A 25,680-nucleotide genomic window follows, 5' to 3' on the forward strand; every position below is an offset into this window, starting at 1 on the left:
AACCATAAAAAAAGCCAAGGCGGAATACGCCTTAGCCAATGATTATTCTCTCTTTTGGATAATGGAAATTATCCTTTTTCTCTTTTCCTCCAATAATATAGATAAAGGAAGTTAGCCCTATTCTTCCAATAAACATAAGTACCATGATGACACATTTGCCTACATTGGACAAATCAGGAGTTAAACCAAGTGATAAGCCTGTTGTTCCAAATGCAGAACAAACCTCGAACAATATTTTTATGAGCGGAGCACTTTCGGTGATGCACAAAATAACTGTTGCGGTAAAGCATAAGGCAAAAGCTAAAATTGTGACGACCATCGATTTAATAATATCCTCTTCATGGATTTCTCTTTTAAAAATTTTAATATGCCGATTGCCGTTCGCGTAATGATAAATGAACATTAAGTTTAATGCAAACGTAGTTGTCCGAATTCCCCCACCGACAGAGCTTGGGGATGCACCGATAAACATCAGAATACAAAAAATCACCAGTGTTCCGAGTGAATAGTCATTCAAGTCCATTGTCGCAAGCCCACCGCTTCTAGTTGAAGCCGAGTGAAAAAATGCATTAAAAAAGATTTGATGCCAAGTCATTCCTGCAAAATAATTTGTTGATTCAATCAAAATAATGCTGAGAGTACCAAAAAATAACAGCAGTCCAAATGTTAAAGATGTCAATTTCGAAAATAGAGAAAACCGGAAAACTTTTCCAGGGTTCTTCGGGAATAGATAATTCTTCACTTCAATTAAAACTGGAAATCCAATCGCACCAAGGGTGATTAGAATAATATGTACCAACTGAATAAAATAATCATCTTTATAAGGCATTAGGGAGGTCCCTGTTAAGTCGAATCCCCCGTTCGTTGTTGCACTAATCGAGGCGAACAGTCCATGAATGATTGCATCCTTCCATGATAGGAAGTATTGATGAAACTGCAGTGTCAGCACGATTGCCCCAACAAGCTCTATAATTAAGATCAGCTTGATGATTTCCCTGATAAGCTGGACCAGTCCAGAAAGATGTGATTGGTTATGGTCAAGCATTATCAGCTGCCGCTCCTTTAAACCGATTTTTTTCCTGAGCAGCATCCAAAAAAACGTTCCTAAAGTCATGACTCCAATTCCGCCGAATTGAAGGACAAACATCAATATGAAAATGCCTAATGTGCTATAAGTATCGGATATATTTATTACAGTCAGACCAGTGACACTCACTGCACTTATCGCCGTAAAAACAGTGTCCATAAAGGAAACATGCACACCTTCTTTATGAACAGCTGGTATGCTTAACAACAAGACAGATACGCTGACCGCCAGCAAATAATATCCTGTAATAATTTGGGCCGGGGTAAATTTATTTAGCAAATCCCTTACCGTTCTTTTCATGTCCATACAAATCCCTTCTATTGCTCTTCCTCTTATCTCCCCATTACACAAACATTACCACTCATGAAATGAATGAAAACCCCGCATATTATAAGTACAGAAATTAATATTGCCAAACAACTTACCTATTATCAGCATAATAGCCTTTTGTTAACGGTATATAAGTTCTGTATTTTATTTATCAAGGAGGTCCCTGACATTATGGCTAGTTCAAACAAATTATTAGTTCCTGGTATTGAACAATATTTAGATAGCATTAAATATGAAATTGCTCAAGAGTTCGGCGTTAATTTAGGTTCTGAAACAGTTGCCAGATCCAATGGTTCTGTTGGCGGAGAGATTACAAAACGCCTAGTTCAGCAAGCTCAAGCAGAGCTGTCTGGCAAAACTCAATAATAACTATACCTTAAAATTATCAATGCTCAAAGAAAAAATAAAAAAGGAAATAATGATTGCTCACTTTGGCACCTGCAAAGTTTTAAAGCAAACATTATTTCCTTTTTAACATTTAGTTATCTTCCACCGTTTTCTGTGCTTTTCGACCAGAGATAATATAGCCGCCTACTGCAATGATTAACAATACAGACCAGAAGAAGAATTTCCAAACTTTCGACTCAGGAAAATGCTGATCAAGAAGACCAACTTCTGGATGTGCCAATGTAAATACAGCCAGCTTCACACCTACCCAGCCGACAATTAAAAAGGCTGCTGTCTCCAGGGAAGGTCTTGTTTGCAGAAGTTTTACGAACGAGTTTGCTGCAAAACGCATGATAACTAGTCCGATGATTCCACCTAATAGCATGATTGTAAATTGTCCTCCGTCAATGCCTCCAATATCAAACCAGCCTGTTGGTGTCAGCGTGATTGCTAATGCAACTGCTGCTAGCATAGAGTCAATTGCAAAGGCAATATCAGCAAGTTCTACTTTCAAAACAGTCATCCAGAAGCCAGATTTTTTCCTTTCCTTTTCTTTCTCCTGTTTCTCCTTTGGTGAGAACTTTCCATATAAATTGTGGATACAAATATACAGTAAGTAAATAGCACCAAGCGCTTGAACCTGCCAAACGTCTACTAGAACAGAAATTAAGAACAAACTCGCGAAACGGAATATAAATGCACCGAACAAACCATAGAACAATGCTTTTTTCTGCTGCTCTGGCGGTAAATGCTTAACCATAACTGCCATAACAACCGCATTGTCAGCTGCCAGTATCCCCTCTAACCCTACTAGAATCAGGAGCACCCAACCATACTCTAACAGTAATGCAAAATCCATATTTTCTCCTCCTATCAATAGTTTTTGTATACCCACAGGTATCCCCCTATTGACAGGATTGTCTTATATGTACAAAAAAGCGCAAAAAAGACCTCTGCCAATAGGCAAAGGTCTTGCTAAGCACTTTTTAATAGTGCCAACAAAGCCGATGGTACTAGACCACGAACTGACGACTTTGTTTTAGGATAAAATATCCTAAAAGCTACTCCCCTTTGAGTAGATATACGATTGATATAAGCTTATTATATACGAAAGATTCTTTCTTGACAATCAAAAACCGAAAAAAAATAAACAAGACCTGACTATTTTTTACTTTCGAAAGTTAGTATCGTTGTTTATTCTTTATTCGGATTGAACTGACCTTTAAAATACAATATTGCATACTTCACTAAAAAACCGCTTAAAATACCTGGAATCAAAAAGAGCATCGGTGTAAATATAGGACCTGGAAAAATACCAAATATCTTAAACCGCGTCGAATACATAACCCCTACTGTAACAAAATAAGCACAAAATACAAACGGCAAAAATGCATATTCATCCTGTTCTTTCATGGTCGACTTATATGCATCCCACATTGCGAACAAATATAAGCAGGGATAAAACATGATCCATTGAAAATCAAGGGCTTCTATGGAAGATTCAAAATTACCTAAAAAGCTTTGCATGATTGCATAATTGAAATTACTTTGCACATTAATAATAAATTCCAGCACCACTAAAAGAGTACCTTTCCAATACTGTTTCATCAATAGTTGACTGAAGCCAGGGAGTGCTATGCTCCACATAACAGCCTCTAATTTACTTAGGTCCCTCATAGGTTATCACCATCTACTTCTTATATACCTTTTCATTTTTTCATTTTTAGCTAAACTGCATTTTTTATACAGTATCCGTTCATGTTGCTGAAAAGAAATTTACAAGAGCAATAAACTGTCAGCTGAAACGATAAAAATAACCGAAAAAAAAGAGCCGTATTTGGCTCTTTTTACAGGATTTGTGAAAGAAATAGTTTTGTGCGGTCATGCTGTGGATTATCGAAAATATCCTCCGGTTTGCCCATTTCGACGATTTCCCCTTTATCAAAAAGAATGATTCTGTCAGCCACCTGACGAGCAAAACCCATCTCATGTGTAACGACAAGCATAGTCATCCCAGATTCTGCTAGTGTCTTCATAACATCAAGGACCTCTTTTACCATCTCTGGATCAAGTGCTGATGTCGGTTCATCAAACAGCATAATCTTTGGCTGCATCGCTAATGCCCTAGCAATAGCCACACGCTGCTGCTGCCCGCCGGATAACTGACCAGGATATTTTTGTGCCTGCTCTGGTATACCTACTCTTTCGAGAAGCTCTATCGCAATTTGCTCTGCCTTTTTCTTTTTCCATTTCCGCACCCATATCGGTGCCAGAGAAATATTCTTTAATATTGTCATATGAGGAAATAGGTTAAAGGACTGAAAAACCATGCCTGTTTCCTTTCTTATTTCTTCAATATTTTTCAAATCATCTGTCAAGGCAATATTATCCACCATAATAGAACCCTTCTGAAACTCTTCTAACGCATTGATTGTCCGGATAAAGGTAGACTTGCCAGAGCCAGAAGGTCCGAGGATAACAATCACCTCTCCTTGCTTTACTTGCAGATCAACATCCTTTAAAACATGATGGTCGCCATACCATTTATTCAAACCCTTCACTTTGATGATATCTTCTCTTTGCTCTACCGGTATTGAAAGCTTTTCTACAGAAAATACACTCTCCATTGTTAGTCCTCCCCTATTAGCGGCTGCCTGCCCCTAGTGATTTTTCCAAAGCTTTGCTGACATGTGACATTAAGTAGCAGAATATGAAATACATTAATGCAATGAACACATATAATTCCATGTACTTACCTAAGTACTCTGGATTTGCTGCGACTTTTTTGGCCATACCAAGAAAATCTGCTAAACCGATAACGGCAACTAATGATGTATCTTTAAATATAGAAATGAATTGACCGACCATTGCGGGGATTACTGCCTTTAAGGCTTGCGGTAAAATGACAAAAACCATCAATTTAAAATTATTTAATCCTAATGCTTGAGCTGCTTCGAACTGGCCGCGGGGAATAGACTGTAACCCGCCCCTGATATTTTCTGCCAAATACGCAGCACTAAAAAGTGTGAAGGCAATCATTGCTCGTAAAACATTATCCATTTGGATTTCGCCGCCAAGGAACATCGGGAGCAGCAATTGCCCAATAAACAGCACCATAATCAACGGCATGCCACGGATGATTTCAATATAAACAATGCATGTATATTTGATGACAGGCAACTTGCTTCTTCGGCCGACAGCAAGTAAAAGTCCTATTGGAAAGGAGCAAATGATTGCGACCGATGCGAGCACGAGTGTAAGCAAAAACCCGCCCCAAACATTCGTGCTCACCGGCTCAAGGATGCCAAATCCGTTAATAATTCCAACTGCTATCGGTATAATGAGAATCCAAAGAATTAATACTGGTATTTTTAAAACAGAAAGATTTCTGCCAAGGGCATAGCATAAATAAATGGCAGCGATGCTGGCACCTAAATAGGCCTTTGTAATAGGTTCAGTGTAAGGGACAACCGCAAAAATAAGCATGATAACTGACAAGGTAATGGCTACATGCCCAATGACACCTCGCCATAATCCCCATGATGTCCCAAATAATATCGAGATGAGGATTACTCCGACCCAAAGTCTCCAAATCTCCTCCATCGGAAATTGACCAACCATTAAGAGGCGCAGATTTGCACTTACTACACTCCAGTCACTGCTTGCTAGAAATCCAACAACTTTGACGATGATCGCACCCGTAAACATCGCAGCAATTATGGTGAGTATCGCATTTTTCCAATCCTTAAAGAGATTTGATTTCAGCCAAAGCTGTACTTTTACTAGCCTGCTGAGCGAAGTTGATTCTACTCTTCTTTCACTGTTATTAAGCTGTACATTATCCAATTTGCATCACTACCTTTCAACCAACTGGAATTTTTTATTAAAGAAGTTCATAAACAGTGAAGTCCCTAAGCTGAACAGTAAATAAACAGCAATCATAATAAGGATGATTTCAAATGTATGCCCTGTCTGATTAATGATTGTATTGCCGATTCCAACAATATCCTGATAAGCAACAGCCATCGCTAAGCTTGAGTTTTTGATTAAGTTTAAGTACTGGCTCGTCAACGGAGGAATGATAATGCGAATTGCTTGCGGAAAAATAATTAATCTTAATGCTGTAGGGCTCTTAAAGCCAAGGGCTTTGGCTGCCTCTGTCTGTCCTTTCGGAACACCTAGGATACCGGCACGTACAATTTCGGCTATATATGTTGATGTATAAATGGACAAGGCGACAAGCATGGACAAGAAACCTATAGATAAGGATGTACCTCCGACAAAAGCATTGCCATCAAATTCCGGAACGGAAATACCAAATGGCCCATTGCCTAATAAGAAATAAGAGATGATAAAGCCGAAAATTAAAAAGCCAATAGCAGTTAAGAGTGGATGTGTATTTTTACCATTATTAATAGTTAACGATGTCAATTTTTTAAACAAGAAAATGGAAACTGCTGCCAATATGACAATTACACCAATCCATATGAGTGTATTATCATAGGTTGTAAACCAAGGAATAGCTGCACCTCTATTTGAAAAATAGAAGGAACCGATTGACGCTGCGTTATCAATTTTTGGCATTGGTAAGAATACTGCAAAGTTCCAAATGAAAATTTGCACTAATAATGGTGTATTACGGAACACCTCCACATATACAGTTGCAAGACTACGAATAAGCCAGTTAGAGGATAGCCGGGCAATTCCCATAAGAACTCCAAGTATAGATGCAATAATTACTCCAAAAAATGACACTTTCAGGGTATTTAACAAGCCAACAACAATTGCTCGGCTATAAGGGTCCTCAGGTGTATAGGAAATCAGCGATTCTGCAATCGGAAAAGAAGCTTTCAGATTTAGAAAATCCAACCCTATCTTCAATCCGATTTGCTCTAAGCCAGATTGAACATTCCGAACCATAAAGACAATAGCAAATCCGACAATTACCACAAATAGTAATTGGATAAGTATTGGTAACATCTTTTTGTTTCTCCACAGGGGGGTTGCTGCAGTTCTTTTATTCTCCATTTGTATGCCTCCCTTAGCTAAAAGAATAGGCCTGCTAGAAAAGCAATATCAGCAGGCCTTCCAAACTGTTATAAAATCATCATCTTTTTAACGGAATGGGATAGAATATAACAGTCCGCCATCACTGTATAATGCGTTTTGCCCTCTTTCAAGCTTGAACACAGTGTCTGGGCCAAGGTTTCTGTTATAAATCTCTCCATAGTTGCCGACTTGCTTGATTACTTGGTACGCAAAATCATTTGATAATCCTAGCTGTTCTCCTAAATTATTACCGCCGACACCGAGCAGGCGCTGAATTTCAGGATTTTCACTCTCCAGGAATTCATCGACATTTTCAGAAGTGATACCAAACTCTTCTGCTTGAATTGTTGCATAAACAATCCAGCTTACAGCATCTTTCCATTTTTCATCATTATCAAGGACTGCTGGTGCTAAAGGCTCTTTCGAAAGAGTAGCATCTAAAATGATATGTGCATCAGGATCTTGCAGCATTGATTGACGTGACACTAGACCAGATTTATCTGTAGTCCACGCATCAATAGAGCCAGATTCGTATGCGGCAATGACTGCATCTGCATTATCAAATGTTTGCGGGGTATAGCTTACTCCAGCAGCCTTCATTTGATCCGCAAGATTCAATTCAGTTGTAGTTCCTGTTTCAACACCGATTGTTTTTCCTTCTAAATCTTCTAAAGAAGTCCAGCCGCTGTCTTTCGGAACCATAATTCCTTGACCGTCATAGAAGGTGACCGGTGCAAAACTTAACCCAACTTCAGCGTCTCTGTTTGTTGTCCAAGTAGAATTGCGGATTAACACATCAACTTCTTTCGATTGTAATGCTGTAAACCGGTCCGTCGCTGATAATGGACGGAATTCGATTTTGCTAGCATCTCCTAAGACACCTGCTGCAATTGCTCTCGCAAAATCAACATCAAATCCAGTGTTTTTCCCATCAGAATCTATGTATCCAAATCCAGGAAGGGCGTCATTGACTCCAGCTTTCAGCGTTCCCCTCTTAATGACCGTATCTAACAAGCTTGACGTCTTTGAATTCTCATCTGCATTCGTATTGGATTCTTCCGAATTCCCCGAGCACCCTGCCAATGCTAATATAAGCACTAACAGCATGCTGAATATTACTGATAGATTCTTTTTCATCCTTGTTCCCCCTATATTTTTTTTATAAAAATATCATCTTAACTTAAAAGAATATTCAGATAATTAACCTTACTATCCGAGACTTTTTCCTTAATTAAAATGATACTCATACCAAAATTGTCCTTCTCTTCAAATGTTAATATATATAACATAGGTTTGTTACTATTTGTTACAACATGGTTTTATTATACCTAAATTTTAGTCGATTACAATTATTTTTTAGAAAGTTTTAACTTTTTTAAAAAATCTAAACAGTTAGAAATTATATAAATACAACAAAAAAACCTTGCTATGCTTAATTTTAGCTAAGCGAAATAATCCATTTACCATAGTATAGTTTCAAGTAATTTAATAGAAATCCTTTCTTTTTTAGGATACACTTACACCATCAATCAACATTGATATTATACTAATATAAAAAAATACCAAATATTCCTTTTAAACATTTGTTCACCCTCGCTACAACTCCCATAATAAGTTAAGAAAACTAACATTTAGATACAAAAAAAACAAGCGATTAAGATAATCGCCTGTTTTTTTTGTTAGGATTCTTCTGAATCCATTGGATTATAAAGTTTAACATCAGGATTTTTATCCTGGAACCAGCGCAATGCAAATTCATTTTCAAACAAGAATGCTTTTTTCCCATATCTGTCTTCAACCAACAGACTTCTGCCACTCGATAAGTTTTCGTTTACTTCCTCATCCACTGTCCATCTGGCAATTTTAGAACCAACATGCTCCATAAGCACATCTACATTATATTCATTTCTCATGCGGTGCTCGAACACCTCAAATTGCAGCTGTCCAACTGCACCAAGAAGATAATCCTCTGTTTTTACTGTTTTATATAGCTGGATTGCTCCTTCTTGAACAAGCTGTTGAATTCCTTTGTGGAAATGCTTCTGCTTCATGACGTTTTTAGCTGTGACACGCACGAAAAGCTCTGGTGTAAATTGCGGAAGCTTTTCATATTGGAAGGTGTTTTTGTTTACTGTCAATGTATCGCCAATCTGGTAAAATCCTGGATCATACAATCCAATAATATCACCGCTTACCGCTTCATTGACAGTGCTTCTGTCATCCGCCATAAACTGAGTGGATTGGGCCAGTTTAATTTGCTTACCTGTCCTTGGCAAATTGACAGTCATTCCTCTGTCGAACTTACCTGAACAAATTCTTAAGAAAGCAATTCTATCCCTGTGTGCTGGGTTCATATTTGCCTGAATCTTAAAGATAAATCCTGAGAATTCTTCTGACAACGGATCAATTTTTCCTGCAGTAGAGCTTCTTGGCTGCGGCGATGGCGCAAAATCCAAATAAGTTTCCAAGAAAGTCTGTACGCCGAAGTTCGCTAAAGCACTACCGAAAAATACTGGTGTCAAATCTCCGCTGTTAATTCTGTCTGCTGAAAATTCATTGCCTGCTTCATTTAGCAGCATGATTTCCTCTAGCGTCTGGTCATACAGGGAATCCTTTTTAATCGGATGTTCCCCCTCAATTTCCCCATCCTCATTTAACGAGATATATTTATCGCCTTCCTCTACACGAAACTGCTCAATTCGGTTATAGTAACGATCATAAATACCTAGGAATTCTTTCCCCATACCAATTGGCCAGTTCATCGGGTACGACTCAATTCCCATTACTTCCTCTAGCTCCGCAAGAAGCTCTAATGGCGCCTTCCCTTGACGGTCAAGCTTATTGATGAATGTAAAAATCGGAATCCCTCTCATACGACAAACCTTGAACAGCTTTAATGTCTGTTCCTCGATCCCTTTTGCAGAGTCAATAATCATGACAGCACTGTCAACGGCAGTCAATGTTCGATACGTATCCTCACTGAAATCTTGGTGTCCTGGTGTATCCAAAATATTAACTCTCGCATTGTTGTAGTCAAACTGCATAACACTTGATGTTACGGAAATACCTCTTTGCTTTTCAATTTCCATCCAGTCACTTGTTGCAAATTTCCCGGTCTTTTTCCCCTTTACTGTTCCAGCATCGCGAATTGCTCCGCCGAACAACAGTAATTTTTCCGTAAGCGTTGTTTTACCGGCATCCGGATGGGATATTATTGCAAAGGTACGTCGGGACAATACCTCATCTTGAAATGTTTTAGACATGTTTTATTCCTCTCTTTTGCACTTTCATTTATGCTCATCTCTTAATAATAGCTCGATACACAAAAGTTTGCAATCCCTTCCCCATACCCTAGTTTTTGCAAAGATTGCATTTTTTTATATGCTGTTAAGCTTTGCCTCTGCACATTCAAGCGTTTGGCCGATTGCTTCGCGGATTAGGAGATCAGCAAGGTAATCAAACTCTGTTTCTTCGTTATTAATAATTATTAATTTACTTCCCGTCTGCTTAGCGAGCAAGGGGATTTGATTCGCTGGTGACACACTCAGTGAAGAGCCTAGCACGATAAACACATCTGATGCAATAGCTGCTTTTTCTGCAAGAAGAAACGGTTTTTCCGGCAGCATTTCTCCAAATAAAACAATGGATGGACGCAATGTGCCGCCGCATTCACATACATAAACCTCATGCAGATATTCGTTGCACGAATATGTTTTTTTACATGTTTGGCAATGGAGCTTTTGCAGAGTCCCATGCAGCTCATACACCTTTTTACTTCCTGCAAGAAAATGAAATCCATCTACATTTTGGGTTATAACCCCTTTTAACAAACCTCTTTTCTCCCACTCTGCCAACAGAAAATGGCCCTTATTCGGCTTAAATTCAGAAATTCCTAATACTCTTTCCCTGTAAAAGGCGATAAAATCTTCTAAATGATGGTTCAGTGCATCTGTGCTTGATAAATATGATTTTTGTTCATTTGTCCATAATCCTTTATCTGCAGACCGAAAATCGGGCAAACCACTTTCGGTTGACATACCTGCACCGGTAAAAACGACAAGGTGGTTTGCATTTTTAATCCATTCTTCCAACATCATGATCAGCTCCAGTTCTAATCTTTACTTTCATTGTAACAACCATACGAAAAGAAAGTAAATTTCTCCTTATTAGTTTTATCTCCTATATAAAGGGAAATGTTTAATGAATGGTAAAGAAGCAAACATTATTTATACAGTACACTTTATACGGAGTTGATGATGTTGTTATTTAAAAAAGATAAAATAGAAACAGGATATAAAAAACATGAAAAAAAAGCGGCTGCACTTGTGGAACAGCCTTCCAGACTAACAGAGCTGTTAAAAAAGGCTGTTCCAAAAGCAACCTCTAACAGAAAGTGGCTATCGTCTCTTTGGGACAAGCTTCAGTTACTGCTTTCGTTAGTCAAGGCATACCAAAACGGCACATATCGGCAAATTAACAAAAAATCAATGGTGCTGATTGTTGCAGGATTATTATATTTTTTGTCTCCATTAGATATTATTCCGGATTTTATCTTTGGCATTGGAATTGTCGACGATGCACTTGTCTTAAAATACGTCCTTTCTGCTGTTAATCAGGAGCTGATTGCTTTTGAAAAATGGAAGAAAAACAGCCAAATTTGATTTATATGATGGAAGATATAGGACAAGTCTTATATATCTGCTATAATAAGCAGGAAAACAGAATGAGAAAAAAAGAATTACTAGGGGAACCAGTGTTGCTGGTTGAGAGTTATCCGAAAGATAAAAACCCTTTGAACCTGATCTGGTTAATGCCAGCGTAGGAAACGGACATTCTTTACATACCTTTGTATTTAAAGCGTTCAGGTTCATGTAACTTGAACTTTTTTTTCGTTTTTATAACAGTTGCCGGCTCACTTTTAACTTAAAGTTATAGTGCAGCAACTCTCCTACTTCGTTACAGGTTCCTAACTTTTTTTCTTACTACAGGAGGAAGCATTATGAAAAAAGCTTTAATGGCTTTTGCCGCAGTCCTGCTTTTAGCAAGCTGCAGCAACACATCAGAAAACAGCAAGGAGCAAGGGGAAGACAAAAAGCAAAAAATCACTGTTGTTCTGGATTGGACACCAAACACTAATCATACAGGACTTTATGCAGCAGAGGAAAAAGGTTATTTCGCAGAGGAAGGACTTGATGTTGATATCATCACACCTGGTGAAGCTGGTGCTGATTCCTTAGTCGCATCCGGAAAAGCAGACTTTGGCGTTAGCTATCAAGAAGGAATTACACAAGCAAGAGTTCAAGGTGTGCCACTCGTATCAATCGCAGCAATCATTCAGCATAATACATCCGGATTTGCTTCACCTGCAGAAAATAACATCAAATCACCTAAGGATTTTGCAGGTAAAACATATGGAGGCTGGGGTTCAGAAGTCGAAGCTTCTGTCATCTCTTCCCTGATGAAGCAGGAAAATACGGATGTTAAAGATGTTGATATTGTTAATATCGGAGATGCTGACTATTTCACGGCAATGAAGCAAAACATTGATTTCGCCTGGATTTATTACGGCTGGACCGGAGTGGAGGCAGAGCTTCGCGGCGAAAAGATTAATATGATTTACTTAACTGATTACAGTGATAAGCTTGATTATTACACACCTGTACTTTCCACAAACGAAAGTATGATTGCAGATAATCCAGAAACCGTCAAAGCTTTCCTGAAAGCAGCAACAAAGGGCTATGAATACACAATAGATAACCCGGACGATGCAGCTTCCATCCTGTTAAAGCATGCACCAGATTTAGATGAGGAGCTAGTGAAAAAAAGCCAAGAGTGGCTGGCATCTAAATACCAAGATGACGCACCTCGCTGGGGGGAACAAAAGCTGTCTGTTTGGAAGAACTATGCTGATTGGATGTATGACAATAAGCTGTTAGAAAAGCAGCTTGATGCAGACAAAGCATTTACAAACGAATTTCTGCCTGAAGGAGGAGACGAATAATGGCAAATGCTTTAATTAGTGTACAAATCATTCCAAAAACAAAAAACGGGGAAAATGTAATTCCCTATGTGGATGAGGCAATTAAAATTATTCAAGATTCTGGTGTTAAATATGAAGTCCATCCGTTAGAAACAACGATGGAAGGTGACATGGATGAGCTGTTTCAAATTATCAGCTCCATGAACAAAAAGATGACAGACATTGGATCGAGCAATGTTATTACCCAAATTAAAGTTCTTTATCAGCCTGACGGAATTACAATGGAAGACTTAACGGGGAAATATCGCTAATGAATAAATTTTTATTAACATTTTGGAGACCGTTACTGGTTCTCCTTCTTTTATTTGGACTTTGGGAAGCTGCTGTAAGGTTTTTTCATATCGAGAACTGGTTGCTTCCCTCTCCTTCGGCGATACTCACGGAAGCGAATGCAAGCTGGGATACTTTTTTCGTTCACTTGATTGCCACTACAAAGCTGTCTGTTATCGGGTTTTTGATTGGTAGTGCAGTCGGACTACTGATTGCTGTCACATTGCATCGGGTGGCTTTTTTCCGGGAAGCTGTGTATCCTCTGCTGATTCTGTCTCAAAACATTCCAACTATCGTGCTTGCACCACTGCTTGTAGTATGGTTTGGTTTTGGTATTATGCCGAAGCTAATTGTTATTACACTCGTATGCTTTTTTCCGATTACAGTAGCCTGTCTTGACGGATTCAGACAAACATCTCCAGAGCTTAAACACTTTATGCAAATGTCAGGCAGCACAAAACGGCAAATGTTTTGGAAGCTGGAGTGGCCTTATGCCCTGCCGTCGATTTTTTCTGGATTAAAAATATCAGCTACCTATAGTGTTATGGGTGCCGTTATCTCTGAATGGCTTGGTTCGAAAGAAGGAATTGGAGTATATATGACTATGGCATCCAAATCATTCCGCACAGACCGTGTATTTGTGGCGATTTTTGCTATTATGGCATTAAGCTTGCTCTTTTTCATTGTCATTAAACTGCTTGAGAAATGGTGCATCCGCGGCCAAAGCAAGGAGGAGAAGTAAATGGGCAAACTGGAATTAAAAAATATAAGCATGTCATTTGAAAAAAAACCTGTTCTACGAGATTTAAATATGACGGTTCAAGAAGGAGAATTCGTTTCTATATTAGGACCATCGGGGAGTGGTAAAAGCACCGTCTTCCATCTCATCGGCGGGATGCTAAAGCCTGATGCAGGAAACATCATGCAAAACGGCAAGGATATTACTGGACAAAAAGGCCATATCAGCTATATGCCTCAAGCACCCTCCTTATTTCCTTGGCGGACTGTATTGGAAAATGTATTGATTACCCAAGAAATTAACGGCAAAAAGGATAAGGCGCTTGCACTAGATATGCTCAAAAAAGCAGGCTTATCCTCCTATGCTAATGCCACTCCTGCTGAACTATCAGGAGGGATGAAACAACGTGTTTCCTTTGTTCGAGCCTTAATGAGTCCGATGCCACTGCTTCTTTTGGATGAACCGTTCGGCGCCCTTGATGAGCTGACGAGATTGGAAATGCAGAAATGGCTCTTATCGTTATGGAGTATGGATAAAAGAACGGTTCTCTTTATTACTCATAATATTGATGAAGCCTTGTATCTGTCGGATAGAATTTATATCCTTCCTTCTAATCCAAACGATAAGCTTATGGAAGCAACGGTGCCGTTTCCTCGGCCGAGAGCAGACGATCTTTGGCTCAATCAGGAATTCTTAGAATGGAAGAAAGATATCTATTATAAACTTAAACCTTCGGAGGTAAAGCAGATTGAACAGAATAATTGATGCTCATATTCATCTTGACCAATATTCCGAGGAGGAAATTGCCAATATCCAAAGAGATGAATCGATAGCTGCTCTTATTGCTGTATCAATGGACAAAGCTTCCTCCATCCGCAATCGGCAATTAAGCAAAAATTTCTCTTTCGTTCACCCGGCATTCGGCTTTCATCCAGAACAGCCGCTCCTAAAGGATAGAGACTTCGCAGACTTATTTGAATGGATTAGGCTGCATCAGCAAGATATGATTGCAATAGGCGAAGTTGGTCTTCCTCATTATGAAAGACAAAAAGACCCACAAAGTTATCCTCTTGAGCCGTATCTTGAAGTACTTGAGCAATTTATCCTGCTCGCCAAGGAAGTGAAGAAACCAATCATTTTGCACTGCATTTATGATGAAGCACCGCTTGCTTTGGAATTATTAGAAAAACACAGCTATATGGAAGCCCACTTTCATTGGTTCAAAGGAAGCGAAACTACATTAGAGCGGATGAAGACAAACGGGTGCTATATCTCCTTTACACCTGATATTGTTTATGAAGAGGAAATCCAACGTATTGCGGCACAATATCCTCTGCAAAAGATCATGGCAGAAACCGATGGACCATGGCCCTTTGAAGGCCCTTTTCATAACCATAAAACAATGCCTGCCATGATTCATCACACAATGGAGAAACTATCAAAACTAAAGAATATGCCAGCAAAACAAATATATAATCAACTATTGGCTAATACGAAAGCTTTCTATTTTAATATCGAATAAGGAAAACTCCAGCAAATCTGCTGGAGTTTTCCTTCATTATTGACTGCCTGCTTTAATGATTACCATCCCTTCAGCCAAGATTTCCAGATAAAAGATTATTTCATCTGTCTGTTCTAATTCGCGAAGCTCACTAGCAATCCACTCCAAGTTTATATAAAGTAAATGCTTACCTACTCCTCTTGTCTCAAGGACCTCACTTAACCAGATGATATAATCATGGAATATCTGCTTATTTTGAAGAGAAAAGGCCGTTTCCATATACTGAAAATGATAGTTTATATCCTCTCTTGTTCGTTTTCTCCCATTTTCTCCAAACCTTACTAAATCAGGATACTGTTCATAAAACTTAACAAACAGTTTTTCGACGATTTTTTCTTTATCCAAAAGATTCATCTCTTTATCTCTTTATCCCTTCTATGATTTTCTAGTTAACTGATCCAGTATTTATAGTATAATTTATTTACTACAATTTCGAAACTTCATTCATAACGAAGACAATATTCCAGATTGGACGTGACAATACAAAGTGACGCATTTCGTTTCGGCTAAAGAGCTTGCTGGCGCTTTACTTGAAGGCAATATACAAAAAAGCATGGCAATTATTCAGGAACTTGATTATCAAGGCTATAATACTTCTTTTATTTACGATGAATTAATTACACCTGCCATGAATTATATCGGAGAATTATGGCAAAAAAACGAAATAAGTGTTGCAGATGAGCATTTAGCTACAGGTATTTGCGAAATCATACTCTCTCATTTTATGCTGAATATCCAAAAGAACGATGCACTAGCAAAAAAGGCATTATTATTTTGCCTAGAAGGGGAACACCATACGCTAGGGCTAAAAATGGTAGCTTCGACCTTCGAAGAAGCTGGCTGGGATGTCAAAAACCTCGGTGCTAACCTTCCGCTTGAACACGCTGTTTATATGGCACAGAAATGGAAGCCTGATGTAATTGGCATGTCCCTGTCGATGTCTTATTCAATTCCAACTCTCCGCCCATATATTGAACAGCTTGAAGAGCTAACACCACAGCCTGCAATAATTGTCGGAAGCAGACTGCTTCATGATTATAATTTAAGACCATATGCAAGTCCTGCAACCATCTTTATATCAGAACAATCACAGTTGAAATACTGGCTTAAAGATTACAATGAAGAAAGCAGCTTTATTCATTCTGCAAGAGGTGACTCTTTATGATGGTAGATTTATCTTTGATGCCAATGCCATTCTTCCTAATAAACGACCGCTATTCCATATTAGCAAGATCTAATGCAAGCAAAGCGAGGTTTTTTGCTGCTGATAGTTTTCTGGAGCTCGTTGATCTTGAAAGCTGCGAAAAAACGATTGCCTTTCTTACAGACAGCCATGGAAAAACATCAATGGAAGCGAATATGAAAACAAGTGAAGGTTTGGCTCTATGTCAGATTCAATATACATATGATTCAGCTAACAAACATTATTATATCGTTTGTCATTTCATAGACAGCCAATATATCAATCTTTCCTATGAGCTAAACCAGCTAAGAGAAGCATTGCTCAAACTGCAGGCTGGGCAGGATATAAAAATTATGCCTCCAGTCTTAAAGCAGGATAAAGAAAGTCTTGATCATCTTCAAAATCTCGATACAAAGAAAAAGCTGGATAAAGTTAAAAGGTCAACTTCCACAATAGTTGACCTGCTCGGTGTTATTTCCCCGCTCATTATTGAAGATGGAAAAGGGGAATATTCGGAAATGATTTATGATGAGCTGTATGAAATAAAGTCTCTTGTTGATGAAATGAAAAAAGCCCTTTACTAAGGGTTTTTTTCATTTGACAGGAAATCTCATTTCAACAGTTGTACCTACTCCTACTTCACTATGGAAAGTCAGTGTGCCTTTATGGTTATCAATGATTTTTTGACTGATCATCAATCCTAAGCCAGTTCCTTTTTCCTTTGTTGTATAGAAAGGCTCGCCCATTCTTTCTAGCTGCTCCTTCGGTATTCCCTTCCCTTGGTCTGACACTGTGACAAGAAGCTGACCTTCTGTCTCCATTCGGGCAGAAATAGAGATTGCACCTTCTGAATCCATTGCTTCCATTGCATTTTTAATCATGTTGATAAACAGCTGCTTCAACTCTTTTTCATTACAATAAACAGGAGGCATATTCAGTTCATAGTCTAGTGCAAGACTGATATTTTTTAAGATTGCCTGAGTACTCAGCAATACATTGACATCTTCTAGAATTCCTTCTATTTGCTGCTCTTTAAATGCAACAGCTTGCGGTCTTGCCAATACTAGGAATTCACTGATAATCAACTCCAGCCTATTGAATTCTGAGAACATCACTTCCGTATATTCCTTGTTATATGTATTGCTCTGCATCATCAGCTGCAAGAAGCCTTTCAGTGAAGTTAATGGATTTCGAATTTCATGGGCAATACCTGCGGCAAGCTGGCCGACAGCAGAAAGCATTTCTGATTTTTTCAGCATGGCTTCTGATTTTTTATTTTCCGTTATATCCTCAGATGTGCGAAGAATATTAACTAAATTTCCATAAGAATCTTTAATCGGATGAAAACTGACATTCTCCCATCTTTCAATACCATCATCCAAACGGTAAGTAATATTCCCTTCCCAATCATTGCCTGCTTTAATAGCTTCCCAAACTGCTAGAAATCCCTCTGCATTTAAGTATTGCTCGTACACATCTAATATATGCAGGCCTATACAATCGAGTTCTTGCTTAGTCTGAAGCTTAAAGCGCTCATTTGTATATTCAATTCTACCAGCTTTATCGGTAATAATAATGCTTGTCGGACTCTGTTCAATCACGCTGGAGGTCAGACTCAGCTTTTGATTATAGGTTTTAATTTCTGTAATATCGGTAAAAGTAATAACAACACCATCGACAATATTATCGCTCGTGCGGTAAGGCATTGCCTTCATGCCATACCAGTTGCCGTCATAGCTGCGAATTTCTCTTTCCACTTTAGATGTCGTTTTCAATACTTCCTTTGCGTCCTCAAGTAAGGAACCGTACTCTAAATTATGGGAGATATGAAATAACGGACGGCCAATATCCATGTCCAGCACATTGACGATTTTCTGCACTTCTGGTGTAAATAATTTAATGTTGAAACCTTTATCTAAAAAGATCGTTCCTATATTTGTGTTTATTAATAGATTATCCAAGTCATTCGTTAAATCGGTTAACTCGGCAATCTTATTCTCGTATTCATTATTAACGTTTATAAGCTCTTCGTTGACAGATTGCAGCTCCTCATTGGTCGATTGCAGCTCTTCATTAGAGGCAATCAGCTCTTCATTCGTTGATTGCAGCTCTTCATTGGACGTTTCAAGCTCCTCTATTGTTGTCTGCAGATTCTGTTGCGTATAGAATAATTCCTGCTCTAAATCGATGACCCTTTCACTGATTGTGCTGTCATGGTCAAAATAGATAGGTGAGGAAATAATTCCTTTACTTTCTTCTTCCTCATGAAACAAAAGAATCGAAAGAGCATCTTTATCAAGAAATCTTTTAATCGTTAAGTCGAAATATTTTTCTTCCTTGTCAATGACTAACAGCACATTTTTATACGTTACTTCTGATTCGTTTTCTCTTAGTTTTTTTAAACCTGTTCCAATAATGACCGACAGATGGGCTGGAACCATTTTAAAAATACTGTAATTCGTTTCACCAATCGGAACCGATAAAAAACGATTCGCCTTTTTCGAGGTGAGCACCACTTCATTCTGCTCATTTAAAATGATGCATGGATTAATAAAATCATTAACAAGCTTTTGATAAAGCAAGTCTACCTTTCGTCCTGGCAGTGCATCAAAGAATGTGGTAGGTACATGCACATCGGAATTTGTGGTTTCCTTCGCCTTCGTTTTGGAATGAATTGCAGGCTCCTTCAAATCCCATTTATCACTTTGCTTGTTGCGATAGATTTTCCATTTAGAATGGATAGGCTCAAAAAAGCCAGAAAGCTTGCCAACTGTTTCACTTGATCCTAAAAATAGTATTCCATCCTCAATCAGGGAAAAATGGAAAAGCGACAAGATTCTTTGCTGCAATTCAGGCTGGAAGTAAATCATCATATTGCGGCAGCTGATTAAGTCAATATTTACAAAAGGGGAGTCTTTTGAAATATTATGGGGAGCAAACACAATTTTCTTTCTGATTGTTTTCTTAACTTGGTACTTTTCACCGGCAGGCTCAAAGTATTTTTCTTTTATGTATGACGGAATTTCGCTTAACAGTTCACTATCATATATCCCTTGGCTAGCCGTCTTTATAGAATCTTTATCAACATCTGTTGCAAAAATACGAAAATCAATTGAATCTTCAATTGTCTCGATATACTGATCAATAAGCATAGCCATTGTATACGCTTCTTGTCCTGTTGAACAGCCTACAGTCCACACCCGGATTTCTTCTTCACCATTTTTTATTTTTCTTTCTACAAGCTCTGGTATCAGCTTCTCGATTTCCTTAAAGGCTTCTGGATCTCTGAAAAATTGAGTTACACCGATAAGAAGATCCTTTTGCAGTAAATCAATCTCCTCTGGAACCTTAAACAAATAATCACGGTACGCATCTAATGAATGCAGCGGATCTTTAATTACCTTCATTCTTCTTTCGATTCTGCGCAGCACACTGCTTTTTTTATAATAGGAGAAGTTAATACCTGTTTTTTTCAGCAAAATATTAAAGATATGCTTAAGTGACTCTTCACTATAATTTAAGCTGGATGGATCTGTAATTGTCTGGATGATTACAGGAATGTCAGAAGGAGCTTCTACATAATCAGCAACTCCTGAAGTGATTGCACTTTTTGGCATGTTATGGAATTTAGCTGTATCTTTTTCCTGAACAAACACAATTCCTCCATTCTCTTTTATGATCTGAATACCTTCTGTCCCATCTGTTCCATTACCTGAAAAAACAATACTTATTGCCTTCTGCTGCTTTTCATAGGCAAGCGACCTGAAAAATGTATCGATTGGAAAGTTATAATGCTTGTCTTTCTCATATTCCTCCAGCTCAAAAACTCCTTCTTTAATTGTTAAGAACTGATTCGGAGGATTTAAATAGATCGTATTAGGAACCAACTGCATTCCTTTTGCCGCCCGTAAAATATTCATGTTCGTTTTTTTGGCGAGCAACTCCGGCATAAAACTCTTATACTTGGATGAAAGGTGCTGTACAATGACAAAGACCATACCTGTGTTTGAAGGCATATTGGCAAAAAACTGTTCAATTGCTTCCAGTCCGCCAGCCGAAGCCCCAATTCCGACCACATAATAGTCATTCATCCTATCAGTATGCTCCGATGAATGGGTAGAGATGTTTTCAGTCATAATTTCCCCCGATTCTATAAAGAATATATGTATTTTTAAGATATAAATTGATGTCCTATGTTATATGTCTATAATTATACTACTCCAACACCTATTGTAATATATGGTAAAAAGTGACAATGGTTTATTCATGATATGTAACTATGTTTTAATTGAATTTTTCCTCTGCTGTCAAACGGTAAATAACCCATCTTCTTTGCATGTCCCCTCACGTCCCTAATTCAAAAAATTTTTTTAGTATTCTTTACCCGTTATTTTTAGGCTCTAAACATTTTTTATCGTTTTTTTTATTTTTTTTATCGAAAAAGCCTGATTCCACGTCTGGAATCAGGCTTACTCCATATACTTACCATTTAAAGCAAGCTGCACCTACAATAATCAAAAGAATAAACAAAACAACGATTAACGCGAAACCTCCGCCGTAACCATGTCCTCCGCATGAATAACCGTAGCTAGGATAACCACATCCACCATATCCGTACATATAGTGTTCCTCCTTATAATTAATTATTTTTATCTCTTAGTAAAGTCCGCCGTAGCCCCAAGAAGCGCCAATGATTACCAACAAGATGAACAAAACTACTAATAGAGCGAAACCTCCGCCGTATCCTACTTCACCCATAATTAACTCCTCCTTTTTTAAATTCCATATATCCTATTCAAAACCCCCAGAATGTGCGATAGTCAAATGCACATTTTTTAGGTTTTTGACTAGTACAAGCAGGCACCCGCACTTTTTCTCATTGCAAAAAGGAGCACAGCTGCTGTCTCACCTATTCGTTCCAATCAACATTCTCTTAGTGAAATATTTTTTCTAAAAAACTAAAAAGGCCTCTCTTAAATTATAGAGAGGCCTTTTAGTTTGTTATTCTGTTTCCTTCATAGGTATAAGCTTAAAGATTTCCTTTGATTCCAGACTGTCTACAAATCTTTCGAGCCAATCATAGTAATTTAGAGCGTACTCGAGTTTTTGGATGTCGCTTTTCGCCATTTCTTTTACTTCTTCGTCGACATCTTCCCGGTCCAATAGCTTGTTTAATTCAGTCAGTGATTTTTTCATTTCGGTTTCATTTTCCGAAATAGCCGCTCTCCACTTAATTGCAAAAAAATCAACAAAGTTTTGGTACCAATCACTTTCTGCCTTGTATAGGTCCTTTCTTACCCCTTTTTTCCATACTTTATCGACCATCTTCAATTCCAATAAAGTTCTGACAGATGTACTCATGCTCGTTTTGCTCATGCCGAGCTCTTCTTTCATTTCATCCAGTGTCATTGGCTGCTCTTGAAACATTAACATTCCATATAGTCTGCCGATTGAATCTGTTACGCCATACAAGTCCATATTTTGAGCAATTACGTCAATTACTCTTTCTCGAGCCCTTTCCAGTTGTTCTTTACCTTCCATTGCTATATTCACATCCAATTTCATCATTCATTATATAGAAGAAAAACGGAGAAACTGATGCTTTGTATCTTTGTGGCAACTCTCCACTTTTTCGCATCTACGTTTGTTCAAAGTAATTATTATTCCTTTATAGATTATCATGATTAATAAATTTGTAAAGAAACAATCACAATAGCATTCGGCAGTATTTAAGAGGAATTGTAAGGAAACGTCTATTACAGTACGTACAGTTTTTTCTGTACGTACAGAATGAATGAATTTGACTGAATATAAGCTTTGCGAGAATAAGTTAATTAATACTATACTTATGGAGTGCCAGCTTGACGGTTCCCGAAAAAACGAGGTGAAAGAATGGAAAACAACGTAAAAGTGAAAATTGAAGATGTTACAAAAATCTTCGGTAAAAACAGCAAAAAAGCCATTTCCCTTCTCCAAAAGGGTGAGAGTAAAGGGGAAATATTAAAAAAGACAGGTTCAACTGTCGGTGTTAACAAAGCAAGCTTTGAAATTAAAGCAGGCGAAATATTTGTCATTATGGGATTATCAGGGAGCGGTAAATCAACACTAGTCCGTTTGCTGAACAGACTTATTGATCCGACACTAGGGAAAATCTACATTGATGGCAAGGACATTGTGAAAATGTCTAAGGAAGAACTACGTAAAGTCAGAAGAGAAAAGATTAGCATGGTATTCCAAAAGTTCGCTCTTCTTCCGCACCGCACGATTCTGGAAAATACAGAGTTTGGCTTGGAAATACAAGGGATCGATAAAGCTGCCAGAAAACAGCGTGCTTTAGAATCTCTTAAACTAGTCGGCTTAGAAGGTTATGAAAACCAATATCCAGATCAGCTCAGCGGCGGAATGCAGCAGAGGGTTGGTCTTGCGAGAGCACTTGCAAATGATCCAGACGTATTGCTGATGGATGAAGCTTTTAGTGCACTTGACCCGTTAATCCGTAAAGATATGCAGGATGAATTACTTGATTTGCAATCAAATATGGAAAAAACAATCATCTTTATTACACATGATTTAGATGAAGCTTTACGTATTGGTGACCGTATCGCCTTAATGAAGGACGGAACCATTGTCCAAGTAGGTACACCAGAGGAAATCTTAATGAATCCTTCTAACGACTATGTCGAGCGTTTTGTCGAAGATGTTGATCTTTCGAAAGTATTAACAGCAAACCATGTTATGAAACGTGCAGAAGCTGTTAACGTAGACAAAGGGCCTCGTGTTGCTCTCCAAATGATGAGAGACCTCGGAATATCCAGCATTTATGTAGTCAATAAAAAAAGAGTGCTGCTTGGTGCTGTAACAGCAGATGCAGCTAAAAAAGCGGTTGAAAGCAACATACCTCTGCATGAAATATTGGAAGAGACAGTAACAGTAAGCGGTGAAACATTGCTGGTTGACCTCTTCGATAAAGTTTCAACTGCAAGTATACCTGTTGCAGTAACAGACGGGGAACATCGCTTGAAAGGCATGCTTGTCAGAGGTGCTGTTATCGGTGCACTTGCCGGCAATAATGAAAATATTAACAGTTCATTAGAAATGATTGAAACACAAAAAACGGAGGTGCTTAACTAATGGAAAATCTATTTCCAAAACTTCCGGTTGCAGATTGGATTGACACATTTGTAGATTGGCTGACTACCACATTCGCAGTAGCATTCGACGGTATCAGCGAAGGTCTTGAAGTTGTAGTAGATTCATTGGTAGCTGTATTTGCTTTTATCCCTTCCTATATCTTTATTATTCTTATGACATTGATTGCATGGAAATTAGCAAATAAGAAAATCGCATTATTTACTTTAGTTGGTTTATTTCTAGTTGATAATCTTGGGTATTGGGATCCAATGCTTGACACATTAGCACTTGTGCTGTCAGCTGTCATTATTTCGATTATCATAGGGGTGCCGCTTGGAATTTGGGCATCGCAAAAAAATACTGTGAAGCAAATAGTTGTTCCTGTACTAGACTTTATGCAGACAATGCCAGCATTTGTATATTTAATTCCTGCTATTTTCTTCTTTAATATAGGAGTCGTTCCTGGTGTAGTAGCATCTGTTATCTTCTCCATGCCACCTACTATTCGATTAACGATTCTTGGTGTTCAGCAAGTACCTGCTGATATTACGGAAGCGACCGAGTCCTTCGGAAGCACCACAGCACAAAAACTATTGAAGGTTCAGCTTCCCCTTGCCATGCCGACAATAATGGCCGGTATTAACCAAAGTATTATGCTTGCGCTATCCATGGTAGTAATCGCTGCAATGGTCGGAGCTCCTGGGTTAGGTGCTGACGTTTACCGAGCAGTTACTCAAATCCAAATCGGACGTGGCTTTGAAGCCGGTTTGGCAATTGTAGTGGTTGCAATCATTCTTGATAGAATTACACAAAATCTTGGTACAAAAAAACGAGGGGGAATTTAAACACATGAAAAAATTAATAACATTAGTATTTACAGCAGCATTAGTCTTCGCTCTTGCTGCCTGCGGTTCTAAAGCAGACGAGAATGCTCCCATCGCAGAGCAGGTAGATCACGAAATTATCGGAATTGACCCTGGTGCAGGAATTATGAAGGCAGCAAACAAAGCCAAGGAAGATTATGATTTGTCTGACTGGGAAATTGTCGAAGGTTCAAGTGCGGCAATGACTGCCACATTAAAAAAAGCTTATGATAAAAAAGAGCCAATCATTATTACAGGATGGACTCCGCATTGGATGTTTAATGCATATGATCTGAAATATTTAGATGATCCTAAAGGTTCATTCGGCGAAGATGAAAACATTCATACAATTGTTCGCAACGGTTTAAAAGAAGATATGCCAGAAGCATATCAAGTGCTTGATAACTTCCATTGGGATACAGATGCAATGGGCGAAGTTATGATGGAAATTTATGATGGAACACAACCTGAAGATGCAGCTGCTGCATGGGTGAAAGATAATGCCGATGTTGTAAGTGAATGGACGAAGGGCGTTTCAAAAGTAAATGGCGATAAAATTAAGCTTGGCTATGTTGCTTGGGACAGTGAAATTGCCAGTACAAATGTTATCGGCAAAGTTTTGACTGACCTAGGTTATGACGTTACATTAAGCCAAGTTGAAGCAGGTCCAATGTGGACTGGAGTGGCAGATGGAAGCCTTGATGCACATGTTGCAGGCTGGCTGCCAATAACACATGAAGATTATGCTACTAAGTATAAAGGCAAGTTTGAAGATCTAGGTGCAAACCTAGAAGGCACAAAGCTTGGTTTTGTAGTTCCAAGTTATATGGATATTGATTCTATTGAAGACTTGAAAGCAGAATAATCCATCAAAAGGGTATCCTAAAAAATAGGATGCCCTTTTAGTTTGCTAAGAAAAAAAGGAATTAAGAATAAATATTGCTTTAAAGATTAGCAGGACATTTAAATGATATGATGCATTCAAAGCGAGCAGTTTTTTCTGTAGTCCCCATCCATTTCGATTATTTATAGAATGAATA

Annotated in this window: 26 protein-coding genes and 2 riboswitches; of the genes, 12 read left to right on the top strand and 14 right to left on the bottom strand. The window is 38.3% G+C overall.

All coding sequences use genetic code 11. The features are described from left to right. Positions 1 to 31: 31 nt before the first annotated feature. Complete coding sequence (locus M3600_RS01400; protein WP_237942267.1) at positions 32 to 1,387, bottom strand: TrkH family potassium uptake protein; 1,356 nt, start codon at positions 1,385 to 1,387, stop codon at positions 32 to 34. Positions 1,388 to 1,588: 201 nt separating this feature from the next. Between M3600_RS01400 and M3600_RS01405 the strand changes: the two genes are divergently transcribed. Beyond that, positions 1,589 to 1,783, top strand: a complete 195-nt coding sequence (locus M3600_RS01405) for an alpha/beta-type small acid-soluble spore protein (RefSeq protein WP_233314655.1) — start codon at positions 1,589 to 1,591, stop codon at positions 1,781 to 1,783. Between the two features lie 112 nt (positions 1,784 to 1,895). On the opposite strand, the gene M3600_RS01410 is transcribed toward M3600_RS01405, so the two are convergent. The 8 genes from M3600_RS01410 to M3600_RS01445 all read right to left on the bottom strand — a co-directional run bounded on the left by M3600_RS01410 (position 1,896) and on the right by M3600_RS01445 (position 10,947). Beyond that, on the bottom strand, positions 1,896 to 2,663 hold the full coding sequence (locus tag M3600_RS01410) for a TerC family protein (RefSeq protein WP_233314656.1): 768 nt from the start codon (positions 2,661 to 2,663) through the stop codon (positions 1,896 to 1,898). A 54-nt stretch (positions 2,664 to 2,717) separates the two neighbouring features. Beyond that, positions 2,718 to 2,886, bottom strand: a riboswitch (yybP-ykoY riboswitch). A gap of 112 nt (positions 2,887 to 2,998) precedes the next feature. After that, positions 2,999 to 3,451, bottom strand: a complete 453-nt coding sequence (locus M3600_RS01415) for a hypothetical protein (RefSeq protein ID WP_311315870.1) — start codon at positions 3,449 to 3,451, stop codon at positions 2,999 to 3,001. A gap of 200 nt (positions 3,452 to 3,651) precedes the next feature. Continuing rightward, positions 3,652 to 4,431, bottom strand: a complete 780-nt coding sequence (locus tag M3600_RS01420) for an amino acid ABC transporter ATP-binding protein (RefSeq protein ID WP_245399848.1) — start codon at positions 4,429 to 4,431, stop codon at positions 3,652 to 3,654. 16 nt (positions 4,432 to 4,447) lie between these two features. Further along, positions 4,448 to 5,650, bottom strand: coding sequence for an amino acid ABC transporter permease (locus M3600_RS01425; protein WP_233314658.1), 1,203 nt, complete (start codon positions 5,648 to 5,650; stop codon positions 4,448 to 4,450). Positions 5,651 to 5,659: 9 nt separating this feature from the next. Next, entirely contained in the window at positions 5,660 to 6,832 is a 1,173-nt protein-coding gene (locus M3600_RS01430; protein WP_251644624.1) for an amino acid ABC transporter permease, read from the bottom strand. An 87-nt stretch (positions 6,833 to 6,919) separates the two neighbouring features. After that, positions 6,920 to 7,990, bottom strand: a complete 1,071-nt coding sequence (locus M3600_RS01435) for an amino acid ABC transporter substrate-binding protein (protein ID WP_233314660.1) — start codon at positions 7,988 to 7,990, stop codon at positions 6,920 to 6,922. Between the two features lie 542 nt (positions 7,991 to 8,532). Further along, a complete protein-coding gene (locus M3600_RS01440) occupies positions 8,533 to 10,116 on the bottom strand; it encodes a peptide chain release factor 3 (RefSeq protein ID WP_233314661.1) in 1,584 nt (527 codons plus the stop codon). Positions 10,117 to 10,230: 114 nt separating this feature from the next. After that, a complete protein-coding gene (locus M3600_RS01445; RefSeq protein ID WP_237942265.1) occupies positions 10,231 to 10,947 on the bottom strand; it encodes an NAD-dependent deacylase in 717 nt (238 codons plus the stop codon). Between the two features lie 159 nt (positions 10,948 to 11,106). Here M3600_RS01445 and M3600_RS01450 point away from each other — a divergent pair, with 159 nt between their 5' ends. The 6 genes from M3600_RS01450 to M3600_RS01475 all read left to right on the top strand — a co-directional run bounded on the left by M3600_RS01450 (position 11,107) and on the right by M3600_RS01475 (position 15,424). Beyond that, on the top strand, positions 11,107 to 11,514 hold the full coding sequence (locus M3600_RS01450) for a YkvA family protein (RefSeq protein ID WP_233314662.1): 408 nt from the start codon (positions 11,107 to 11,109) through the stop codon (positions 11,512 to 11,514). Between the two features lie 72 nt (positions 11,515 to 11,586). Then, a riboswitch (TPP riboswitch) is annotated at positions 11,587 to 11,695 on the top strand. 157 nt (positions 11,696 to 11,852) lie between these two features. Beyond that, positions 11,853 to 12,854, top strand: coding sequence for an ABC transporter substrate-binding protein (locus M3600_RS01455; protein ID WP_233314663.1), 1,002 nt, complete (start codon positions 11,853 to 11,855; stop codon positions 12,852 to 12,854). Continuing rightward, the gene (locus M3600_RS01460; protein WP_233314664.1) at positions 12,854 to 13,144 is read left to right on the top strand and encodes a thiamine-binding protein; all 291 of its coding nucleotides are present in this window, start codon (positions 12,854 to 12,856) and stop codon (positions 13,142 to 13,144) included. Before M3600_RS01455 ends, M3600_RS01460 begins: the two co-directional genes overlap by 1 nt. Then, on the top strand, positions 13,144 to 13,905 hold the full coding sequence (locus M3600_RS01465; protein ID WP_251644625.1) for an ABC transporter permease: 762 nt from the start codon (positions 13,144 to 13,146) through the stop codon (positions 13,903 to 13,905). The genes M3600_RS01460 and M3600_RS01465 overlap by 1 nt, the downstream gene beginning before the upstream one ends. Further along, positions 13,906 to 14,667, top strand: a complete 762-nt coding sequence (locus M3600_RS01470) for an ABC transporter ATP-binding protein (protein ID WP_233314666.1) — start codon at positions 13,906 to 13,908, stop codon at positions 14,665 to 14,667. Further along, complete coding sequence (locus M3600_RS01475) at positions 14,651 to 15,424, top strand: TatD family hydrolase (protein WP_251644626.1); 774 nt, start codon at positions 14,651 to 14,653, stop codon at positions 15,422 to 15,424. The genes M3600_RS01470 and M3600_RS01475 overlap by 17 nt, the downstream gene beginning before the upstream one ends. Before the next feature lie 36 nt (positions 15,425 to 15,460). On the opposite strand, the gene M3600_RS01480 is transcribed toward M3600_RS01475, so the two are convergent. Beyond that, entirely contained in the window at positions 15,461 to 15,808 is a 348-nt protein-coding gene (locus tag M3600_RS01480; RefSeq protein ID WP_233314668.1) for a hypothetical protein, read from the bottom strand. A 142-nt stretch (positions 15,809 to 15,950) separates the two neighbouring features. On the opposite strand from M3600_RS01480, the gene M3600_RS01485 reads away from it, so the two are divergent. Then, complete coding sequence (locus M3600_RS01485; protein WP_233314669.1) at positions 15,951 to 16,628, top strand: cobalamin B12-binding domain-containing protein; 678 nt, start codon at positions 15,951 to 15,953, stop codon at positions 16,626 to 16,628. Further along, entirely contained in the window at positions 16,625 to 17,230 is a 606-nt protein-coding gene (locus M3600_RS01490) for a hypothetical protein (RefSeq protein WP_251644627.1), read from the top strand. Before M3600_RS01485 ends, M3600_RS01490 begins: the two co-directional genes overlap by 4 nt. Before the next feature lie 9 nt (positions 17,231 to 17,239). Here M3600_RS01490 and M3600_RS01495 read toward each other — a convergent pair whose 3' ends face one another. From M3600_RS01495 to M3600_RS01510, 4 genes are all read right to left on the bottom strand, one after another. Further along, positions 17,240 to 20,782 carry a CheR family methyltransferase gene (locus M3600_RS01495; RefSeq protein WP_251644628.1) on the bottom strand — a complete coding sequence of 1,181 codons (3,543 nt, stop codon included), beginning with the start codon at positions 20,780 to 20,782 and terminating at the stop codon, positions 17,240 to 17,242. 346 nt (positions 20,783 to 21,128) lie between these two features. Next, a complete protein-coding gene (locus M3600_RS01500) occupies positions 21,129 to 21,266 on the bottom strand; it encodes a YjcZ family sporulation protein (protein ID WP_233314672.1) in 138 nt (45 codons plus the stop codon). A gap of 36 nt (positions 21,267 to 21,302) precedes the next feature. Next, on the bottom strand, positions 21,303 to 21,404 hold the full coding sequence (locus tag M3600_RS01505) for a YjcZ family sporulation protein (RefSeq protein ID WP_233314673.1): 102 nt from the start codon (positions 21,402 to 21,404) through the stop codon (positions 21,303 to 21,305). 243 nt (positions 21,405 to 21,647) lie between these two features. Continuing rightward, on the bottom strand, positions 21,648 to 22,187 hold the full coding sequence (locus M3600_RS01510) for a GbsR/MarR family transcriptional regulator (protein WP_233314674.1): 540 nt from the start codon (positions 22,185 to 22,187) through the stop codon (positions 21,648 to 21,650). Between the two features lie 351 nt (positions 22,188 to 22,538). Here M3600_RS01510 and M3600_RS01515 point away from each other — a divergent pair, with 351 nt between their 5' ends. From M3600_RS01515 to M3600_RS01525, 3 genes are read left to right on the top strand one after another with little or no spacing between them, the layout of a single operon-like run. Continuing rightward, positions 22,539 to 23,777 carry a quaternary amine ABC transporter ATP-binding protein gene (locus M3600_RS01515; RefSeq protein WP_233314675.1) on the top strand — a complete coding sequence of 413 codons (1,239 nt, stop codon included), beginning with the start codon at positions 22,539 to 22,541 and terminating at the stop codon, positions 23,775 to 23,777. After that, the gene (locus M3600_RS01520) at positions 23,777 to 24,622 is read left to right on the top strand and encodes an ABC transporter permease (protein ID WP_233314676.1); all 846 of its coding nucleotides are present in this window, start codon (positions 23,777 to 23,779) and stop codon (positions 24,620 to 24,622) included. The genes M3600_RS01515 and M3600_RS01520 overlap by 1 nt, the downstream gene beginning before the upstream one ends. 4 nt (positions 24,623 to 24,626) lie before the next feature. Next, positions 24,627 to 25,505: a glycine betaine ABC transporter substrate-binding protein gene (locus M3600_RS01525; protein WP_233314677.1), complete on the top strand. Its 879-nt coding sequence runs from the start codon at positions 24,627 to 24,629 to the stop codon at positions 25,503 to 25,505. Positions 25,506 to 25,680 lie beyond the last annotated feature (175 nt).

The sequence above is a fragment of the Niallia sp. MER 6 genome, assembly GCF_023714395.1.
Taxonomy (GTDB): Bacteria; Bacillota; Bacilli; order Bacillales; family Cytobacillaceae; genus Niallia.

Coding starts and splice junctions, on each gene's coding strand:
- M3600_RS01400 (WP_237942267.1), bottom strand. CDS start 1,387: ATGAAAAGAACGGTAAGGGATTTGCTAAATAAATTTACCCCGGCCCAA.
- M3600_RS01405 (WP_233314655.1), top strand. CDS start 1,589: ATGGCTAGTTCAAACAAATTATTAGTTCCTGGTATTGAACAATATTTA.
- M3600_RS01410 (WP_233314656.1), bottom strand. CDS start 2,663: ATGGATTTTGCATTACTGTTAGAGTATGGTTGGGTGCTCCTGATTCTA.
- M3600_RS01415 (WP_311315870.1), bottom strand. CDS start 3,451: ATGTGGAGCATAGCACTCCCTGGCTTCAGTCAACTATTGATGAAACAG.
- M3600_RS01420 (WP_245399848.1), bottom strand. CDS start 4,431: ATGGAGAGTGTATTTTCTGTAGAAAAGCTTTCAATACCGGTAGAGCAA.
- M3600_RS01430 (WP_251644624.1), bottom strand. CDS start 6,832: ATGGAGAATAAAAGAACTGCAGCAACCCCCCTGTGGAGAAACAAAAAG.
- M3600_RS01435 (WP_233314660.1), bottom strand. CDS start 7,990: ATGAAAAAGAATCTATCAGTAATATTCAGCATGCTGTTAGTGCTTATA.
- M3600_RS01440 (WP_233314661.1), bottom strand. CDS start 10,116: ATGTCTAAAACATTTCAAGATGAGGTATTGTCCCGACGTACCTTTGCA.
- M3600_RS01445 (WP_237942265.1), bottom strand. CDS start 10,947: ATGTTGGAAGAATGGATTAAAAATGCAAACCACCTTGTCGTTTTTACC.
- M3600_RS01450 (WP_233314662.1), top strand. CDS start 11,107: ATGATGTTGTTATTTAAAAAAGATAAAATAGAAACAGGATATAAAAAA.
- M3600_RS01455 (WP_233314663.1), top strand. CDS start 11,853: ATGAAAAAAGCTTTAATGGCTTTTGCCGCAGTCCTGCTTTTAGCAAGC.
- M3600_RS01460 (WP_233314664.1), top strand. CDS start 12,854: ATGGCAAATGCTTTAATTAGTGTACAAATCATTCCAAAAACAAAAAAC.
- M3600_RS01465 (WP_251644625.1), top strand. CDS start 13,144: ATGAATAAATTTTTATTAACATTTTGGAGACCGTTACTGGTTCTCCTT.
- M3600_RS01470 (WP_233314666.1), top strand. CDS start 13,906: ATGGGCAAACTGGAATTAAAAAATATAAGCATGTCATTTGAAAAAAAA.
- M3600_RS01490 (WP_251644627.1), top strand. CDS start 16,625: ATGATGGTAGATTTATCTTTGATGCCAATGCCATTCTTCCTAATAAAC.
- M3600_RS01495 (WP_251644628.1), bottom strand. CDS start 20,782: ATGACTGAAAACATCTCTACCCATTCATCGGAGCATACTGATAGGATG.
- M3600_RS01500 (WP_233314672.1), bottom strand. CDS start 21,266: ATGTACGGATATGGTGGATGTGGTTATCCTAGCTACGGTTATTCATGC.
- M3600_RS01505 (WP_233314673.1), bottom strand. CDS start 21,404: ATGGGTGAAGTAGGATACGGCGGAGGTTTCGCTCTATTAGTAGTTTTG.
- M3600_RS01510 (WP_233314674.1), bottom strand. CDS start 22,187: ATGGAAGGTAAAGAACAACTGGAAAGGGCTCGAGAAAGAGTAATTGAC.
- M3600_RS01515 (WP_233314675.1), top strand. CDS start 22,539: ATGGAAAACAACGTAAAAGTGAAAATTGAAGATGTTACAAAAATCTTC.
- M3600_RS01520 (WP_233314676.1), top strand. CDS start 23,777: ATGGAAAATCTATTTCCAAAACTTCCGGTTGCAGATTGGATTGACACA.
- M3600_RS01525 (WP_233314677.1), top strand. CDS start 24,627: ATGAAAAAATTAATAACATTAGTATTTACAGCAGCATTAGTCTTCGCT.